At 33.8% G+C, this 17,274-nt stretch carries 17 protein-coding genes; 12 read left to right on the top strand and 5 right to left on the bottom strand.

Translation table 11 applies throughout. The features are described from left to right. Positions 1-41: 41 nt before the first annotated feature. The 9 genes from galU (at position 42) to MHB47_RS10525 (ending at position 11,063) form a co-directional block, all read left to right on the top strand. Positions 42-914: a UTP--glucose-1-phosphate uridylyltransferase GalU gene (gene galU, locus MHB47_RS10565; protein ID WP_002508334.1), complete on the top strand. Its 873-nt coding sequence runs from the start codon at positions 42-44 to the stop codon at positions 912-914. 82 nt (positions 915-996) lie between these two features. Beyond that, positions 997-1,485, top strand: a complete 489-nt coding sequence (ybaK, locus tag MHB47_RS10560) for a Cys-tRNA(Pro) deacylase (RefSeq protein ID WP_002508333.1) — start codon at positions 997-999, stop codon at positions 1,483-1,485. 221 nt (positions 1,486-1,706) lie between these two features. Beyond that, positions 1,707-2,465: a DeoR/GlpR family DNA-binding transcription regulator gene (locus MHB47_RS10555; protein WP_340756588.1), complete on the top strand. Its 759-nt coding sequence runs from the start codon at positions 1,707-1,709 to the stop codon at positions 2,463-2,465. Beyond that, complete coding sequence (pfkB, locus tag MHB47_RS10550; protein WP_340756586.1) at positions 2,462-3,385, top strand: 1-phosphofructokinase; 924 nt, start codon at positions 2,462-2,464, stop codon at positions 3,383-3,385. The genes MHB47_RS10555 and pfkB overlap by 4 nt, the downstream gene beginning before the upstream one ends. Before the next feature lies 1 nt (position 3,386). Continuing rightward, positions 3,387-5,318 (top strand): PTS fructose transporter subunit IIABC, encoded by a 1,932-nt coding sequence (locus MHB47_RS10545; protein WP_340756584.1) that lies wholly within the window; start codon positions 3,387-3,389, stop codon positions 5,316-5,318. A 220-nt stretch (positions 5,319-5,538) separates the two neighbouring features. Then, entirely contained in the window at positions 5,539-6,696 is a 1,158-nt protein-coding gene (gene nagA / locus MHB47_RS10540) for an N-acetylglucosamine-6-phosphate deacetylase (protein WP_340756582.1), read from the top strand. A 303-nt stretch (positions 6,697-6,999) separates the two neighbouring features. Then, positions 7,000-8,349, top strand: coding sequence for a hemolysin family protein (locus tag MHB47_RS10535; protein ID WP_340756580.1), 1,350 nt, complete (start codon positions 7,000-7,002; stop codon positions 8,347-8,349). A gap of 223 nt (positions 8,350-8,572) precedes the next feature. Further along, complete coding sequence (locus MHB47_RS10530; protein ID WP_340756578.1) at positions 8,573-9,412, top strand: aldo/keto reductase; 840 nt, start codon at positions 8,573-8,575, stop codon at positions 9,410-9,412. A 586-nt stretch (positions 9,413-9,998) separates the two neighbouring features. Beyond that, the gene (locus MHB47_RS10525; RefSeq protein ID WP_340756576.1) at positions 9,999-11,063 is read left to right on the top strand and encodes a glycosyltransferase family 2 protein; all 1,065 of its coding nucleotides are present in this window, start codon (positions 9,999-10,001) and stop codon (positions 11,061-11,063) included. A 493-nt stretch (positions 11,064-11,556) separates the two neighbouring features. Here MHB47_RS10525 and MHB47_RS10520 read toward each other — a convergent pair whose 3' ends face one another. The 5 genes from MHB47_RS10520 to queC all read right to left on the bottom strand — a co-directional run bounded on the left by MHB47_RS10520 (position 11,557) and on the right by queC (position 14,513). Next, the gene (locus MHB47_RS10520; RefSeq protein WP_021339421.1) at positions 11,557-11,808 is read right to left on the bottom strand and encodes a GlsB/YeaQ/YmgE family stress response membrane protein; all 252 of its coding nucleotides are present in this window, start codon (positions 11,806-11,808) and stop codon (positions 11,557-11,559) included. Between the two features lie 64 nt (positions 11,809-11,872). Beyond that, a complete protein-coding gene (locus tag MHB47_RS10515) occupies positions 11,873-12,466 on the bottom strand; it encodes a hypothetical protein (protein ID WP_340756574.1) in 594 nt (197 codons plus the stop codon). 239 nt (positions 12,467-12,705) lie between these two features. Then, positions 12,706-13,422 (bottom strand): 7-carboxy-7-deazaguanine synthase QueE, encoded by a 717-nt coding sequence (gene queE / locus MHB47_RS10510; RefSeq protein WP_340756572.1) that lies wholly within the window; start codon positions 13,420-13,422, stop codon positions 12,706-12,708. Next, positions 13,415-13,840 (bottom strand): 6-carboxytetrahydropterin synthase QueD, encoded by a 426-nt coding sequence (gene queD, locus MHB47_RS10505; protein WP_021339423.1) that lies wholly within the window; start codon positions 13,838-13,840, stop codon positions 13,415-13,417. The genes queE and queD overlap by 8 nt, the downstream gene beginning before the upstream one ends. A gap of 1 nt (position 13,841) precedes the next feature. Continuing rightward, positions 13,842-14,513, bottom strand: coding sequence for a 7-cyano-7-deazaguanine synthase QueC (queC, locus tag MHB47_RS10500; protein WP_021339424.1), 672 nt, complete (start codon positions 14,511-14,513; stop codon positions 13,842-13,844). 254 nt (positions 14,514-14,767) lie between these two features. Here queC and MHB47_RS10495 point away from each other — a divergent pair, with 254 nt between their 5' ends. Genes MHB47_RS10495 through MHB47_RS10485 form a run of 3 tightly spaced genes read left to right on the top strand, consistent with a single transcriptional unit; the run spans position 14,768 to position 17,095 of the window. After that, a complete protein-coding gene (locus tag MHB47_RS10495; protein ID WP_340756571.1) occupies positions 14,768-15,361 on the top strand; it encodes an anthranilate synthase component II in 594 nt (197 codons plus the stop codon). Beyond that, a complete protein-coding gene (locus tag MHB47_RS10490; RefSeq protein WP_340756568.1) occupies positions 15,345-16,487 on the top strand; it encodes a chorismate-binding protein in 1,143 nt (380 codons plus the stop codon). Before MHB47_RS10495 ends, MHB47_RS10490 begins: the two co-directional genes overlap by 17 nt. Continuing rightward, on the top strand, positions 16,487-17,095 hold the full coding sequence (locus tag MHB47_RS10485) for an aminotransferase class IV (protein WP_340756566.1): 609 nt from the start codon (positions 16,487-16,489) through the stop codon (positions 17,093-17,095). Before MHB47_RS10490 ends, MHB47_RS10485 begins: the two co-directional genes overlap by 1 nt. Positions 17,096-17,274: the final 179 nt, after the last annotated feature.

The raw sequence follows: 17,274 nt of genomic DNA, 5'->3' as shown, positions 1-17,274 counted from the left end.
AAACCAAGGTTAAAATATTTTAATGAAAAGGATGAGCATTTTTGAAAAAGATAAAAAAAGCAATCATACCTGCAGCTGGCTTAGGAACAAGATTTTTACCAGCTACGAAAGCTATGCCAAAAGAAATGTTACCTATATTAGATAAACCTACAATCCAATACATAGTAGAAGAAGCAGCACGAGCAGGCATCGAAGATATCATTATAGTTACTGGTAAACATAAACGTGCAATTGAAGACCATTTTGATAATCAAAAAGAATTAGAAATGATTTTACAGGATAAAGGAAAAACGGACTTACTAGAAAAAGTTAAATATTCTACAGAACTTGCTAATATATTTTATGTAAGACAAAAAGAGCAAAAAGGTTTAGGTCATGCTATTTATTCTGCACGCCAATTTATAGGTGATGAGCCATTTGCGGTGCTTTTAGGTGATGATATTGTTGAATCTGATAATCCAGCCATTAAGCAATTGATAGAAGCTTATGAAGAAACTGGAAAGTCTGTAATCGGCGTACAAGAAGTAGAAGAAGACCAAACACATCGCTATGGTATCATCGATCCATTAGAAAAATCAGGTAGAAAATATGAAGTGAAAGAATTCGTTGAAAAACCAAAACAAGGCACTGCGCCGTCTAATTTAGCAATTATGGGTCGCTATGTTCTTACAGCTGATATTTTCGATTATTTAAAAACTCAAAGCAAAGGTGCAGGTGGAGAAATTCAACTTACGGACGCAATTGAAAGATTAAATAAACACGATCAAGTTTATGCTTACGACTTTGAAGGTGATCGATTCGATGTAGGTGAAAAATTAGGTTTTGTGAAAACTACAATTGAATTTGCTTTAAAAGATGAATCTATGCATGAAGAATTAACTCGTTTTATAAAAAACTTAGACTTAGATAAATAAATCTTAGATTTTAAATAAAAGTATGAATGATATCAGTTATAACTTAGTGAACTATTACTAACATATGATACGAGGTGTTGTAATGAAGGAAGTTAAAACAAATGCAATGCGTATGCTCGATCGCTTGAAAATTGAGTATTGCGTCAATACTTACGAGGTATCAGAAAGTCATATGGATGGAAAGACTGTAGCTGAAAAGGTCGGCGTAGATGTATCACAAGTTTATAAAACACTCGTGTTAGAAAATGCTAAGCATGCGCACTTTGTATTTATTATTCCTGTAAATGCCTCTCTTGATATGAAGTCAGCAGCGCAAGCAGTTAATGAAAAGAAATTACAGTTAATGCCACTTGATGATTTAAAAAAAGTGACTGGCTACGTCCGTGGCGGTTGTTCCCCGATTGGTATGAAACGGCAATTCCCAACAATTATTGATCGACAAGTTGAAGAAATAGATGCTATCTATGTTAGTGGTGGAGCACGTGGTACACAAATTAAAATAGATGTAGCGCATTTAATTAGAACAACACGAGCAAAAGTTAAAAAAGTGACGCATGATGAACATAATTAAATATTATTAAGCTAATGACCATAAAGTAACGGATTATTTCTTGCTTTATGGTTTTTTGTTTTATGAAATAAAAAACTGGTTTGATTTTTAAAACAGATAGCTAAATGAAGGTATTTTTTAAAAATGCGGCATATTTTTGATTGATTTTGATTGTTTTTGGTAAATAATGATTGAAAAATGAAAACGGAAACATTATAATGGTGTTGAGATGAGGTGAAGCGATGATCACGGAAAAACGCCACGAGTTAATATTGGCTGAATTGTCACAAAAAGACTTTTTAACACTACAAGAATTGATTGATCGAACAAGTAGTAGTGCCTCAACAGTTCGTCGCGATTTATCAAAATTGCAACAAATGGGAAAGTTAAAAAGAATACATGGTGGCGCAAAGCTAAATCAATCATCTTTGTTAGAACCTAATTTGGCTGATAAAAGAAGTACTAATCTAAGAGAAAAACAAGAAATTGGGAGATTAGCAGCGAGCCAAATAGATGATGATGATTGTGTGTTTTTAGATGCGGGTTCAACAACTTTAGAAATGATTCCATATATTAATGCAAATGACATTATTGTAGTAACAAATGGTTTGACGCACGTAGAAGAATTATTAAAACGAGGTATTAGAACACTCATTCTTGGTGGAGAAGTGAAAGCAACAACATTTGCGACAGTAGGTGCGAGTGCACTGAAGACGCTGAATCGATATCGTTTTGATAAAGTGTTTCTCGGTATGAACGGTATTGACATGAAATATGGACTGACTACACCAGATGAACAAGAAGCAATCATAAAGCACCATGCTATGGAATTAGGAACGCAAGTTTATGTATTAGTAGACCATGCTAAATATGAAAAAGTATATTTCGCACATGTGCCTTTACTAGAGAATGTGGCGTTAGTCACTTCTGCAAAAGCGATGCAAGGCGTGACTTTTCAATATTATGCTGAAAAATATAATTTTATTGGAGGAACATTATGATTTATACAGTAACTTTTAATCCTTCTATTGATTACATTATGTTTTCAAATGAATTTGAACTTAATGGGTTAAACAGAGCAACTGAAACAAATAAATTTGCAGGTGGTAAGGGCATAAATGTTTCAAGAGTTTTAAAAACATTAGGTGTTCAATCTACAGCGTTAGGTTTTACTGGGGGATTTCCAGGTCGATTTATTGAAGAAACATTAAAGCAAGCAGAAATTGATACAGATTTTGTGCATGTTGATGAAGATACGCGTATTAACGTCAAATTGAAAACAGGTCATGAAACAGAAATTAACGCGCCAGGACCTAATATAACTCAATTACAATTTGAAGCCTTATTAACACAAATCAGCAATACTTCAGAACACGATACAGTTATTGTTGCGGGTAGCATTCCTAAAAGTGTACCTGCTAACGCATACGAGCAAATTGCGGAAATCACACAAGATACAGGCGCGAAACTTGTCGTTGATGCTGAAAAAGAACTCGTTGAATCTGTTTTAAAATATCATCCTTTATTTATCAAGCCAAATAAAAATGAATTAGAAGTGATGTTCGATACGACTATCAATTCAGATAAAGAAGTAATGAATTACGGCCGTGAAATTTTGAAAATGGGCGCGACTTCAGTCATTATTTCTCTCGGTGGAGATGGAGCTGTATACGTAGACGAGCAACATAGTTACAAAGCACTTGTACCAAATGGTCAAGTAGTAAATACAGTAGGCTCAGGGGATAGTACTGTAGCGGGGATGGTTGCAGGGCTAAATTCTGGTTTATCTATTAAAGAAGCATTTAAACAGGCTGTATCGGCTGGGACGGCAACAGCATTTAACGATGACTTGGCAACGAGGACGTCTATTGAAAATATTAAATCACAAGTAATGATTACAACATTAGGTGGGAGTGAATAAGATGAGAATAACCGAGTTATTAACAAAAGATACAATTGCAATGGATCTTTCTTCAACAGAAAAAAATGGTGTTATTGATGAGTTAGTGAATCAACTCGATAAAGCGGGCAAACTCAATAATGTAACAACGTTTAAAGAAGCGATTCATAATCGTGAATCTCAAAGTACTACAGGTATTGGTGAAGGTATCGCGATACCCCATGCAAAAGTAGCAGCAGTAGACACACCGGCGATTGCATTCGGCAAATCAAAAACAGGTGTTGATTATCAAAGTTTGGATATGCAACCTGCACATTTATTCTTTATGATTGCAGCGCCAGAAGGTGGGGCACAAACTCATTTAGATGCATTAGCTAAGCTATCAGGTATTTTAATGGACGAAAAAGTGCGTGAAGATTTACTTCACGCAAATTCCCCACAAGAAGTGCTTCAAATTATAGATAAAGCAGATGATGAAGCGACCGAAGAGGAAGAAGCAGAAACACAAGCAGCTGCGACTACATCAGCAACAGATTCGGATGAACCCTATATCTTAGCTGTTACAGCATGTCCGACAGGTATCGCACATACTTATATGGCTCGTGACGCTTTAAAAAAACAAGCTGAAAAAATGAACGTAAAAATAAAAGTTGAAACGAATGGTTCAGGTGGCATAAAAAACCACATTACTGATGAAGATATTCGTCGCGCAACTGGTGTCATTGTTGCAGCAGATGTAAATGTGGAAACAGACCGTTTTGATGGTAAAAATGTTGTGGAAGTACCAGTTGCAGATGGTATTAAACGCCCTGAAGAACTGATCAATATAGCACAAGATACTTCTCGTAAACCATTTGTAGCCAAAGGCAATCATAAAGCATCAAATCAGTCCGGAAGTAATGAAAAGCAAGGATTTGGTAAAACAATTTATAAACACTTAATGAATGGTGTTTCCAATATGTTACCGCTTGTTATTGCCGGTGGTATTTTAATGGCAATCGCTTTCTTATTTGGACCAAACTCGTATGATCCAAATAGTTCTGAGTATAATGCATTTGCAGAACAATTATGGAATATTGGTAATCAGAGTGCCTTTGCGTTAATTATACCAATTCTCGCTGGTTATATTGCGCGTAGTATTGCAGATAAACCAGGTTTTGCAGCTGGTTTAGTTGGTGGTATGTTAGCAATTTCAGGTGATGCAGGTTTTATCGGAGGTATTCTTGCAGGTTTCTTAGCAGGTTATTTAACACAAGGTATTAAGAAACTTGTAAGCGGGTTACCTCAATCATTAGAAGGTTTGAAACCTACATTGATTTTCCCAGTATTATCAGTAACAATCACAGGTTTAGTAATGGTTTATGTATTAAACCCTCCAGCGTCGTGGTTGAATAATTTACTACTTAATGGTTTAGAAGGTTTATCAGGAACGAATATTATGCTCTTAGGATTAGTTATTGGTGCAATGATGGCTATCGATATGGGTGGACCATTTAATAAAGCAGCATACGTATTTGCGACTGCAGCGTTAACAGAAGGCAATGCTGCACCAATTACAGCGGCAATGATTGGTGGTATGGTACCACCAATCGCAATTGCAACAGCGATGTTAATTTTCCGCAAGAAATTTACTAAAGAGCAAAAAGGTTCTATCGCACCAAACTATGTAATGGGATTATCTTTCATTACAGAAGGAGCAATTCCGTTTGCAGCAGCTGATCCGCTAAGAGTCATTCCATCAATGATGGTGGGTTCAGGGGTTGCAGGTGCAATCGCATTAGGACTAGGTTCTTCAATTCAAGCGCCACACGGTGGTATCTTTGTGATAGTAGGTACTGATTTCAGTCACGTGATACAATCACTTATTGCAATTGTTATAGGATCAATCGTAGGTGCAATCATTTATGGATTGTTAAAACCAAAAGTGACGGAAGACGAAATACAAAGTTCTTAAGTTACAGCTAACTAGTGTATAAAGTTTTATAAAATGAATAAACTTAGAAAAAACCAGTAGAAGCTCACAAGTTAATGAGTATTTCTGCTGGTTTTTATTTATATGTAATACTGAAATTCAAAAACTTTTGAATATAATAAAAGACTTAAGTTTGGTAAAATAAAAAGCGAAGTGTTGAAATAGACACATTGCGTAAAACAAAGAAAAGAAGGTAGAGAAAATGGCTGAATATGTGATTGAAAATGGGAGAATTTATACTGAAGAAGAAATAATAGAACGCGGATATATTATTGTTAAGAACGATAAAATTACTGACGTAGTCAAAGGGGATTATGAAGGTGCGTTAACAACTTATGATGCTCAAGGTCAGCATGTTTTACCAGGGTTTATAGATATTCATATGCACGGTGGCTATGGAGAAGATGCGATGGACGCATCATATGATGGATTGAAACATTTAGCAGAATCACTATTATCTGAAGGCACAACAAGTTTCTTAGCCACAACAATGACACAATCTGACGAGAATATTACAAAAGCATTAGAAAACATCATCGAATATCAGAAACAACAGAACGTTCTAAAAGCAGCCGACATCGTAGGCATACATTTAGAAGGACCATTTATTTCTGAACATAAAGTAGGAGCGCAAAACCCAGCCTATGTGCAAAGACCCTCTATAGAAAAAGTACAACAATTTCAAAAAACAGCTAACAACCAAATTAAAGTGATCACATTTGCTCCTGAGGTTGAAGGTGCCCACGAAACATTAGAGGCGTTACATGATCAAATACGTTTTTCTATTGGTCATACGGTTGCAACTTTTGATGAAACAAATGAAGCGGTAGCACGTGGCGCTAAACATGTGACGCATTTATATAATGCTGGAACTCCATTCGAGCATAGAGAACCAGGTGTTTTTGGTGCGGCATGGACCAATGATAGCTTAAGTACTGAACTTATCGTGGATGGTATTCATTCACACCCTACAGCGATTCAAATTGCTTATAAACAAAAGGGAAATACACGCTTTTTCTTAATTACTGATGCAATGAGAGCAAAAGGTATGCCAGATGGTGAATATGATTTAGGCGGACAAAACGTTATAGTAAAAGGTTCTGAAGCTCGATTAGCATCTGGCGCACTGGCGGGTAGCATACTGAAAATGAATGAAGGACTGAAAAATCTAATACAATATACGGGTGATTCACTAGATAATTTATGGCGAGTAACAAGTTTAAATCAAGCAATCGCATTAAATATTGAATCGCAAAAAGGGAGTTTGAAGGTCGGAAAAGACGCAGACATCGTTATAGTAGATGATGAAATTACAGTCCAAACTACTATAAAAGCAGGCGAAATACACAAATTTTCTTAATAACAATTTGAAATTTAACTCACTTTAAAACGTGTTATGTAAAGTGTAAATTGAATCAAAAAGTTGACGCGACTTAAAATTTGCGTTTAAATGTTAAGTTAGAGAAATAAAATTTCGTACGTACAAATTACATGATGACTTAAGATTGTGATAAAATAGAAGAAATGCGTATTTTTCGGGAGGTGTCACAAATGGGAAGGATTTAGTATATAATATGAAAATGCAACATAGCGATAAATCTTATGTACGGTCACCTATTGTGACACGATATTTGGAGGTGAATCCCTAGAAATAGGGAACTAATTGGAAACTGTGACCATAATAAATTTAGCATTATTTGTTTTTTTAATAGCATTAACAACGGTATTCGTAGGATCGGAATTTTCATTAGTGAAAGTCCGCGCGACAAAAATTGAACAACTCGTAGCAGAAGGCAATGGTAATGCACGTATAGTAAAAAAAATGATTAAAAACTTGGACTATTATTTATCAGCATGTCAATTGGGTATTACAGTGACATCTTTAGGATTAGGTTGGTTAGGTGAACCGACCTTTAGTAAATTATTACATCCATTATTTGAAGCAGTTAATTTACCTGAAGCCTTAACAACGACAATTTCATTTATTGTCGCATTTGTCATTGTGACATACCTGCACGTAGTACTCGGTGAATTGGCACCAAAAACCTTGGCCATTCAACATACTGTGAAAGTAGCATTGATATATGCTAGACCATTGTATTACTTCGGTGCAATTATGAAACCGTTGATTTGGCTAATGAATGGTTCTTCAAGAATGATTATACGTATGTTCGGTGTAGATCCTGATGCGAATAACGATGCAATGTCAGAAGAAGAAATAAAAATTATAATAAACAATAGCTATAACGGTGGCGAAATAAATCAAACAGAATTGGCTTATATGCAAAACATCTTCTCATTTGATGAGAGACAAGCCAAAGATATCATGGTGCCTCGTACACAAATGACTACATTGAACGAACCGTTTAATGTAAATGAGCTATTAGACACAATTAAAGAACATCAATTTACACGTTACCCGATTACAGAAGATGGGGACAAAGACCATGTGAAAGGTTTTCTTAATGTAAAAGAGTTTTTAACAGAATATGCTTCAGGCAAACCTATTAAAGTAGGTAATTACATTCATGATTTACCAATGATTTCTGAAACAACACGTATTAGCGATGCGTTAGTTCGTATGCAACGTGAACATGTTCATATCAGTTTGATTATTGATGAATATGGTGGTACAGCAGGTATCTTGACGATGGAAGATATTTTAGAAGAAATCGTTGGCGAAATTCGTGATGAATTTGATGACGACGAAGTAAACGATGTTGTAAAAGTAACAGACAGCAGATATCAAATCAGTGGTCGTGTATTATTAGACGATTTAAATGATGAACTCGGCATTGAATTTGCTGATTCTGAAGACATTGATACAATCGGCGGTTGGTTGCAAGCACATAATACAAACTTACAACAAAATGATTATGTTGATACTGAATATGATCGTTGGATTATATCAGAAGTCGATAACCATCAAATCATTACTGTTTTATTAGAAGTTGAATACAATGCAACACGTCCTACACCTGAAGATAATGAAGACGATGAAGATAACGATTAATCATTGTCTTATATATTTAAAGCTATCGATAAAGTCTCTGATTTTGTCGATAGCTTTTTTGTATATGTGTTTCACATGAGAAGGATTAGATTACTACCATAATAGTGGTGGCGTTGATATTGAAACAATTATGCGTGATACATGTATTACGTATTGCTATAATGATTAGAGTATAATGATATATCTTTATAATAATTTCAACTTAGTTGAAGGGGGATTAATTATGTTAGAAGACGTGTATTATTTAAATAATGGTTATCCAATGCCGAGAGTGGGTCTTGGAGTGTATAAAATTGCAGATGAAGAAATGGCACCTGCAGTAACAGCTGCTTTAGAAGCGGGTTACCGTGCATTTGATACTGCTTATTTTTATGAAAATGAACTAGCGTTAGGCAAAGCATTAAAACAATCTGAAATATCGCGCGAAGATTTATTTCTTACATCAAAAATTTGGAATGATTACCAAGGTTATGACAATACAATCGAATTTTTCACAAAATCGATAGAAAACCTAGGGACAGATTATTTAGATTTATTTTTAATACATTGGCCATGTGAAGCGGATGGTTTATTTGTTGAAACTTATAAAGCAATGGAAAAATTATATGAAGAAGGCAAAGTCCGAGCAATTGGTGTCTGTAACTTTAATGCGCACCATTTAGAAAAATTAATGTCGCAAACTAACATCGTACCTGCTGTGAATCAAATAGAGGTGCATCCATATTTTAATCAACATGAACTACAAACTTTTTGTAATAAGCATGATATCGCTGTGACAGCATGGATGCCATTGATGAGAAATAGAGGTTTATTAGAACACGAATTGATCACAGATATGGCAAGTCGCTATGGTAAAACACCAGCCCAAATTGTATTGCGTTGGCATTTGTCACATGATCGCTTAATTATTCCGAAATCAAAAACACCAGAACGCATTAAAGAAAATTACGATATCTTCGACTTTAATTTAGAATTGACAGATATTGCTGAGATAGATCGTTTGAATTGTGATGACCGTCAAGGAAATGATCCAGATAAAGTACGTATAGGTAGTTTGAAATAAGAATTGATACAACAACCTAGAGCATAAATATTTCAAGCTCAAATAGAAAGCATCAATCTATTAGTTTTTTCTAATGGCTTGGTGCTTTTAATTTTTTGATGTTTAAAAGTACATGCTTGTTTAATTTTTATAATATGGATTGAGCCAGTAGTTCTGACTTATACTATTTCTTATGCGTCAGTACTTTTAAAAAGCGATGTGTTATATATGTATAATAATAAGTGGTATTGAAATAGTTCTAGTAGCGATAATAAAGGGTTTTGTTTCCAAATTCATCAAATAGTTGATAGACTAAAGTTACAAATTATAACTTTTAATGATTTTAATACTGAACAACATTAGTAACCATATTTAAATTTCAACGTATTATCTTATTTTGTAACGCTTAAATCATTTTGCTCTGTTTTTTAAGAACTATCTAATTTAAATGATTATATATTTTAAAAAAATAAGTTGCCTAAGTTAAGTTTGGGCAATGAATATTAAGGCTATATAAAGATTGTGTAAATCTAATTGGTTAGTATAGCATTATAGTGATAAAAATTGATAAAGTGAAATTGAAGTAATTGAAATGAAGGTGTTTAATATGCAAATAAGAGTTATAGTGCCCTGTTATAATGAAGGTGAAGTAGTATTAAAGACTTATCAACGTTTGACTGAGATATTATCAAAAGATAGTCAACATCATCAATATGACTATGATTTACTATTTGTAGATGATGGTAGTAAAGATCAAACAATAAAATTTATTCAAGATGTAGCGACTAAGGATAATCATGTGAAATTTATTTCGTTTAGTCGTAATTTTGGAAAAGAGTCTGCGATGATTGCAGGTTTCCAAAATAGTAAAGATTGTGACGCAGCAATTATGATAGATGCTGATCTGCAACACCCGCCTGAATTAATACCTCAAATGATTGCTGGCTATATGGACGGTTATGATCAAGTTGTTGCGAAGCGTGACAGAAAGAATGAAAAGCCAACTAGAAAATTCATGACAAGATTGTATTACAAAATGATTAATCGTTTTGTAGAAGATATTAAATTGGAAGATGGTGTCGGCGATTTCAGATTGCTGAGTCAACGTGCAGTGCATTCATTGACTGATTTAGATGAATACAACCGTTTTTCAAAAGGGCTATATGAATGGATTGGTTATAACACCAAAGTGTTTACTTATGAAAACGTAGAAAGAGAAGACGGAGAATCTAAATGGTCATTTGGTAAATTGCTAAATTACGGTATTGATGGCTTGATATCTTTTAATAACAAACCCTTACGTGCAATGATTTATCTTGGTTTTATTGTGTTCTTTATCAGTCTGATGTATATCGGTTATAGTTTTGCAGGAATTGTGTTTAATGGTATTGAAACACCAGGTTATTTCTCAACTATTGCTGCAATATTACTATTAGGTGGTATACAAATGATTTCAATTGGAATCGTTGGTGAATATATTGGACGCATTTATTATGAGGTCAAACAACGACCGAAATATATTGTACAGGCATCGAACTTAAATTGTTCAAGTCAACGAGTGGAACGTAGCTTTGAAGAAACTATGAATGAGCGTTTTAAACAAGATCATCAAAATTATGAAAGTAAGATAAATGAAAGCGAAGAAGAGAAAAAACTTGTTAAAAATAGATAATAATTTAAAATTAGATGTTTTAAAGTGCGAGTAGGACAAAAATTTATTTTTAAATAAGATTTCGTTGTATGAGACAAGCTCGGCAAAGATGACTAGAAAATGGAATACAAGAGTTTAAGTGCTCGCATAATAAAAACTTATCTTTATAGATGAAATAGTGGTTATTTAAAATATTGATATGAGCGCATTTTCAATTCAGTCAGCCACTGCCAATTTAAAAAGTGAGGTTGAGACATGTATTTTGTCTCAACCTCACTTTTTTGTACACTTTCTGTAGGCGCAGTATCAGCATTTAGTATCCGTCTAGTGCTTTATTAACTAGTATTTAGGAGTCAATCATCATCAATAGCCTTTTCAATTGGCATTAAATAATGAAATTAATAAACACAGATTGACTCAAGAGAATTAATAGCTATAAAAAATAAACCAAGTGCCTTTGCAGCATTTGGTTTATCGCCTTGATTTAAATTATTAATGTTTTAGATTAGTAATTTTATTTTTTACGTAATTTACCGAAAATAAATGAAACAATTGCTACTAGAATAATTGTCCCAATAAGTGCTGGGAATATTGCGATGCCACCTAAATGCCAACCCCAATCACCAAGTAACCAAGAGCCTAGTGCGGAACCTACAATACCAGCGATAATATTACCTAAAATACCACCTGGTATATCTTTACCTACGATGCCACCAGCTATCCAACCGATTAAACCACCGACTATTAACATAAGTATAAAGCCCATATTGTTTTGCCTCCTTTATTATTCGTTCGACTTCTAATCTATACCACGAAATATAAAAGGTTAATCATTTATGTGAAGAAAATATATTCTGCCATAATAAGAATGATATAAATAATAAATGAATAATTAAAAAAGCATACCAATAAGGCGTTAATAGTGTCATTACTGATGATGATGCAATAATTAATATTTGGCCCACAAAAATAGGGCGTCGAATACGATTCATAAATTTAAGTTGTTCTTTTTCCTTTGGTTGAAATGTGCTATAAAAAAGCATGATAGCGCCTATGATAAAAATGGCTGGGGCTAAATAAGGAATAGACATATAAAATGAATCATGACTTGTACTATAAGTAAGTATTAAGGATGTACTCATTATAATAGTAAGAACAATCGCAATAAATTTTTGATCTGTTATAACGTATACAGTTACTTTTCTATTTATATACAATTGTAATATGGTCCAAATGATGAGTTGCGCACTTGTATAAAATGCGATGTAGTCATATTCACCGATGAGAAATAAATTGATGAGACCATTTACAGATAAAGCAATGAGTATAGAGCTAAACTTAAGTTGTTTGAAATTCTGACGATATAAATCAATTCCAAGAATAATTAATACCGCAGCTATATTTATAATTATATTTATTAGCATGTTGCTCTCCTAACCTAGATACTTCACTGCAACATTATACCAATTAATATTACGTTAATCATTTAATAACAATTAATTATTTAAATTTACATAAAAATATTAGGTCAAATAGAAATAAATATGTTTTCCTTATATATATTAGCAGTGATAGTTATCCTAACGATTTAAAGTCACTAAAATGAGTGACACCGTTATGTGGATAAGAAGCATTATACAACGTATCGTACGAAATACTCAATTTAAACCCCTTTTTTATTACTCCATAACAATGTGTGTAACTGTGGTAAGACGTAAACATTATTCATATCACTGCTTGCCATTACACGATCGACGAGTGTTTCATATAATGATAATAACTTTTCAGTATGTGATTCAACGTAATCGCCATCTAGATAAGGATTACCTACTTGTAAATAAAAAGGAATCGTAGGGTATCTATGGTGTATCATTTTAGCAAAATCGTAATCCTGGTCATCAAAAATTACTACTTTTAAATTTAAAGAAGCAGGTATACAATTTTCAATAACTTCATCTAATATTGGTAGATTAGGTTTCATTTTTGAACTTGGGGGTTTCGGACTAATAGTTAAGTCATCAATTTGTGTCATCCAAGGTTGGAATTTACTCCCTTGAGTTTCTAATGCGCTATAAATGTTTTTAGTTTCAAAAAGATCGACTAAATCCTGAATACCTTTTATAAGAGCAGGGTTACCTCCAGAAATTGTTACGTGATTAAATGAGTCACCAGCAATTTCATAAAGTGAGTTGTATATTTCCTCAGCGGTCATCATGCGTATATCTTCTTTAGCACTACCATCCCAAGTGAAGCTTGAATCACACCAACTACAACGATAATCGCAACCAGCTGTGCGAACAAACATCGTTTTTCGTCCAATCACTCGGCCTTCACCTTGAATTGTTGGACCGAAAATTTCTAAAACAGGAATTTTACTCATATTTGGACTCCTTTGGTCTATAGACCACATAACTTGTTGGTGTTTCTCTAACATAAACTTGTAGACATTTCGGCTGGTTGTCTCGTTCATTTAATGAAGTTTGCACCATTTCATAAATAGTCTGTGCAACGATTTCTGTTGATGGACTCTTGCCTTTGAATTGAGGTAAATCATTGAGTAAATGGTGGTCGAATTGGTCATGAACTAATTTTTTTAAGTCGCTAAAATTCACTAAAAAACCATTATGATCTAATGTGTCGCCACCAATTGTTAAATTTACGAAGTAGGTGTGACCATGTGTACGCATACATTTTCCAGCATCTTCACTAGGAATATAGTGGGCTGCAGAAAAGTTGAAGTCTTTATTAAGCTCAAAGCTATAAGGATGTTGAACGTTAGGATAATTTTGTTGGAACACGTTATTCAGCTCCTTTTTCTTTTAGATAAGCGTCTAAACCTCGTGCTCTTAATTCACAAGCAGGGCATTCTCCACAGCCTTCACCGATAACGCCATTGTAGCAAGTGAGCGTATTGTATCTAATATAGTCTAGTACGCCAAGTTCATCGCTTAGTGCCCAAGTTTCTTTTTTATCTAACCACATTAATGGTGTGTGTATAACGAAATCTTTATCCATAGATAGAGATAAAGTAACATTCATTGATTTTATAAAACTGTCTCTACAGTCAGGGTATCCAGAAAAATCAGTTTCACAAACGCCAGTAATAATATGTTTCGCGTTTGTTTGATATGCAAGCGCACCTGCAAATGATAAGAATAAAAGATTTCTGGCCGGTACAAATGTATTTGGCACGCCGTCTTCGCCAACTTCAATATCCATATCATGCTGCGTTAATGCGTTTGGTGTAAGTTGAGAAAGTAAGGACATATCTAATATGTGATGTTTTACATTTTGTGTTTCAGCAATTTGCTTAGCTACTTTAATTTCTGTATCGTGCCTTTGTCCATATTCAAATGTCACTAATTCTACATCATCGTAATGTTGTTTAGCCCAAAATAGGCAAGTCGTGCTATCTTGTCCACCACTGAAAACGACGATGGCTTTATTACTGTTTAAAGATTGTTGCGTCATAATATCTTGCACTCCTTAATAATGTCATACTAGCTTTGACTCATTTTCGCTATGACACCATAAAAAAACGCCTATCCTTATAAAAAAGATAGACGTTGTTTACGTGTCTAGTTTTTTATAGAGGGTGTCAGCTAGGAACCTCTTTATATTCATTTATACGGTGATAAGAATAATACATTTAAACTGTAAAATCAAGTTGAGATTTGGGATAATGAGTATAATAGGTAGTGAAAGATACATAACGAGGTGAAGAAATGATACTAATCATTGATAATAAAGATTCATTTACATACAATATTGTAGACTATATTAAGCAAAGTTATAGTGGGGCAGTTAATGTAGTAGATGTTGAAGAGATTACTACTGAGAAGATTACGCAAATGTCTCCAGATGCTATAGTTATTTCTCCAGGACCAGGATCACCTGATGATTATCCTATATTAAATGAAGTTATAAAAGTTTTTTCAGAACAAGTTCCAATTCTAGGTGTATGTCTAGGATTTCAACAAATAACGACTTATTTTGGCGGAGATATTATAAAAGGTGATAAACCGATTCATGGTCACACAACTCAAATTCAACATGATAACAGTGGTATTTTTAAAGGTTTAGCCGATACATTTTATGTTATGCGATATCATTCTTTAATTGCTGATACTAAGACATTTCCAAAAACATTAAAAGTTACTGCAACAAATCAAGAAGGTATCATTATGGCGTGTGCACACAAAACGTTACCTGTTTTTGGTGTACAGTATCATCCTGAATCTATCCTGAGTGAATATGGTAGTGAACAAATAAAATTATTTATAGAAATCGTGGAGGGTTCTCATGCACATACAATTTAATTATCGTTATTTATTAGACGAATCAGAATATGAATCCCATCAATACCAATTTACGCAGTGTAAAGATAAATTAATCGCATATCATTTAGACGAAGTAGGCAGCGTTATACAATTTGCAGAAATGCATCAACACCAAGGTAGCTATGTAGCTTTGTATTTACCCTATGAAGCGGCACCTTTTTTTAATGAACAGATGGCCACAATACAAATACAGGGTGAATATGTTTTTGCAGCTGCTTATGTTTTTGACAAAAAGGAAGATATAACATTAACTGACAAAAAAGAGCAATATATACCAAAATGTGATTTTAAATTTCAATTAAATAAATCTCAATTAATTACTCATATTAAAGCAGTTCAATCCGCAATTATTGAAGGTAATACATATCAAGTGAATTATACGACACGTTTGACTGATGACATTCATTATCCGATTGCTACATTATATGAAGTGTTACAGCAGCAAAATCATGGTTTTTATTCTGCTTTAATCGATACAGATGAAGTACAGTTAGCTTCTCTTTCGCCAGAATTATTTTTCCAACGTGGTCCGTTTGAAAATCGAAAAGATGTATTATTAAGCAAGCCCATGAAAGGTACTATAGCTAGAGGACATTCAGAAACGCAAGATCAGCAAAATTTACATACGTTAATGAATTCAGTTAAAGATAAAGCGGAAAATGTCATGATTGTGGATTTGTTACGAAATGATATTAGCCGTATTGCAGAAACAGGAACTGTAAAAGTCTATAAACCATTTCATATAGAACGCTACAGCACTGTATTTCAAATGACGTCGATGGTCACAGGGACGTTACATCAAAAGACTAAACTCATGCATATCTTAAAAGCATTATTTCCGTGCGGTTCTATTACAGGAGCACCAAAAATCAATACTATGAAGTATATTAAAAAGTTAGAGCAAACCCCAAGAAATGGTTATTGTGGTACAGTTGCCTTGTTGTTGCCTGAAGGGAAGTCCATTTTCAACGTGCCTATTCGAACGATTCAATACATGGATAACCAAGCCATATACGGCGTGGGTGCAGGTATTACTATAGACTCTAAGCCTGACGATGAAGTGCAAGAATTTAAGGATAAAACAAAGATATTGGAGAGGTTATAATGCAGTTATTTGAAACGATGCGTTTGGAAGAAGGAAAGTTTCCGCGCCTGCCTTATCATAAAAAAAGAATAAAACAGTCTGCTGAGCAACTTAAATTTAACTTGGATGAAGCAAATTGGAATCAGTTAATCGAAATGTTAATGAATGATTATCCAACAGGTGCGTATCGCATAAAAATATTATTAGACCAAGATGGATCGCTGGACTATGTTGTTGCAACCTTATCTGATAAAAATAAATTTACAGCAAAATTAGTACCTTTACCAGATAATGTAAATAAACCTGAATTAATAAATAAGACAACTGTTAGAAAACATTTATCACATAATCATCAGACTGACCTTGTGTTGTTGTATGATTCAAATGGAAAATTATTAGAATTTGATATTGGAAATATCATGATAAAAGAAGATGAATGCTATTATACGCCTCTATATAATGAAGATTTCTTGCGTGGTTGCATGAGACAATCACTTATAGATGATGGGAAATTATCGCAAAAAAATTACGATATAAACGATTTTAAAGATAAAATATTGAAAAACCAGATACAGGTTTTTCTTATAAATAGTTTGCGAGAGGTTGCCGAGGTTGAAATTTATCTATAGAATATAGAAAGTATAAACATTGGGTTTACCATGAATTCAGAAATGGGACCTATTATAGAAAACCGTCAACGTGAAAATATGAGAGTTGTGACAAATTAGCCTTTGATTTACATAGGTAAAATAAGGCGTATCATAGTATTAAATTTAGTGATACACAAGCATTCCCAATAGACTATATA

The organism is Staphylococcus sp. FSL K6-3157 (assembly GCF_038005145.1).
Classification (GTDB): domain Bacteria; phylum Bacillota; class Bacilli; order Staphylococcales; family Staphylococcaceae; genus Staphylococcus; species Staphylococcus equorum.
Note: the sequence above shows the minus strand (reverse complement) of the source record. Positions and strands in the feature narration are given on the sequence as shown.

Bases quoted from the DNA above. Each gene is read 5' to 3' on its own strand.
- queC (WP_021339424.1), bottom strand. From the start codon at position 14,513: ATGACGCAACAATCTTTAAACAGTAATAAAGCCATCGTCGTTTTCAGT.
- nagA (WP_340756582.1), top strand. From the start codon at position 5,539: ATGGCTGAATATGTGATTGAAAATGGGAGAATTTATACTGAAGAAGAA.
- MHB47_RS10525 (WP_340756576.1), top strand. From the start codon at position 9,999: ATGCAAATAAGAGTTATAGTGCCCTGTTATAATGAAGGTGAAGTAGTA.
- MHB47_RS10520 (WP_021339421.1), bottom strand. From the start codon at position 11,808: ATGGGCTTTATACTTATGTTAATAGTCGGTGGTTTAATCGGTTGGATA.
- MHB47_RS10545 (WP_340756584.1), top strand. From the start codon at position 3,387: ATGAGAATAACCGAGTTATTAACAAAAGATACAATTGCAATGGATCTT.
- MHB47_RS10515 (WP_340756574.1), bottom strand. From the start codon at position 12,466: ATGCTAATAAATATAATTATAAATATAGCTGCGGTATTAATTATTCTT.
- MHB47_RS10495 (WP_340756571.1), top strand. From the start codon at position 14,768: ATGATACTAATCATTGATAATAAAGATTCATTTACATACAATATTGTA.
- pfkB (WP_340756586.1), top strand. From the start codon at position 2,462: ATGATTTATACAGTAACTTTTAATCCTTCTATTGATTACATTATGTTT.
- MHB47_RS10555 (WP_340756588.1), top strand. From the start codon at position 1,707: ATGATCACGGAAAAACGCCACGAGTTAATATTGGCTGAATTGTCACAA.
- MHB47_RS10490 (WP_340756568.1), top strand. From the start codon at position 15,345: ATGCACATACAATTTAATTATCGTTATTTATTAGACGAATCAGAATAT.
- queE (WP_340756572.1), bottom strand. From the start codon at position 13,422: ATGAGTAAAATTCCTGTTTTAGAAATTTTCGGTCCAACAATTCAAGGT.
- MHB47_RS10530 (WP_340756578.1), top strand. From the start codon at position 8,573: ATGTTAGAAGACGTGTATTATTTAAATAATGGTTATCCAATGCCGAGA.
- ybaK (WP_002508333.1), top strand. From the start codon at position 997: ATGAAGGAAGTTAAAACAAATGCAATGCGTATGCTCGATCGCTTGAAA.
- MHB47_RS10485 (WP_340756566.1), top strand. From the start codon at position 16,487: ATGCAGTTATTTGAAACGATGCGTTTGGAAGAAGGAAAGTTTCCGCGC.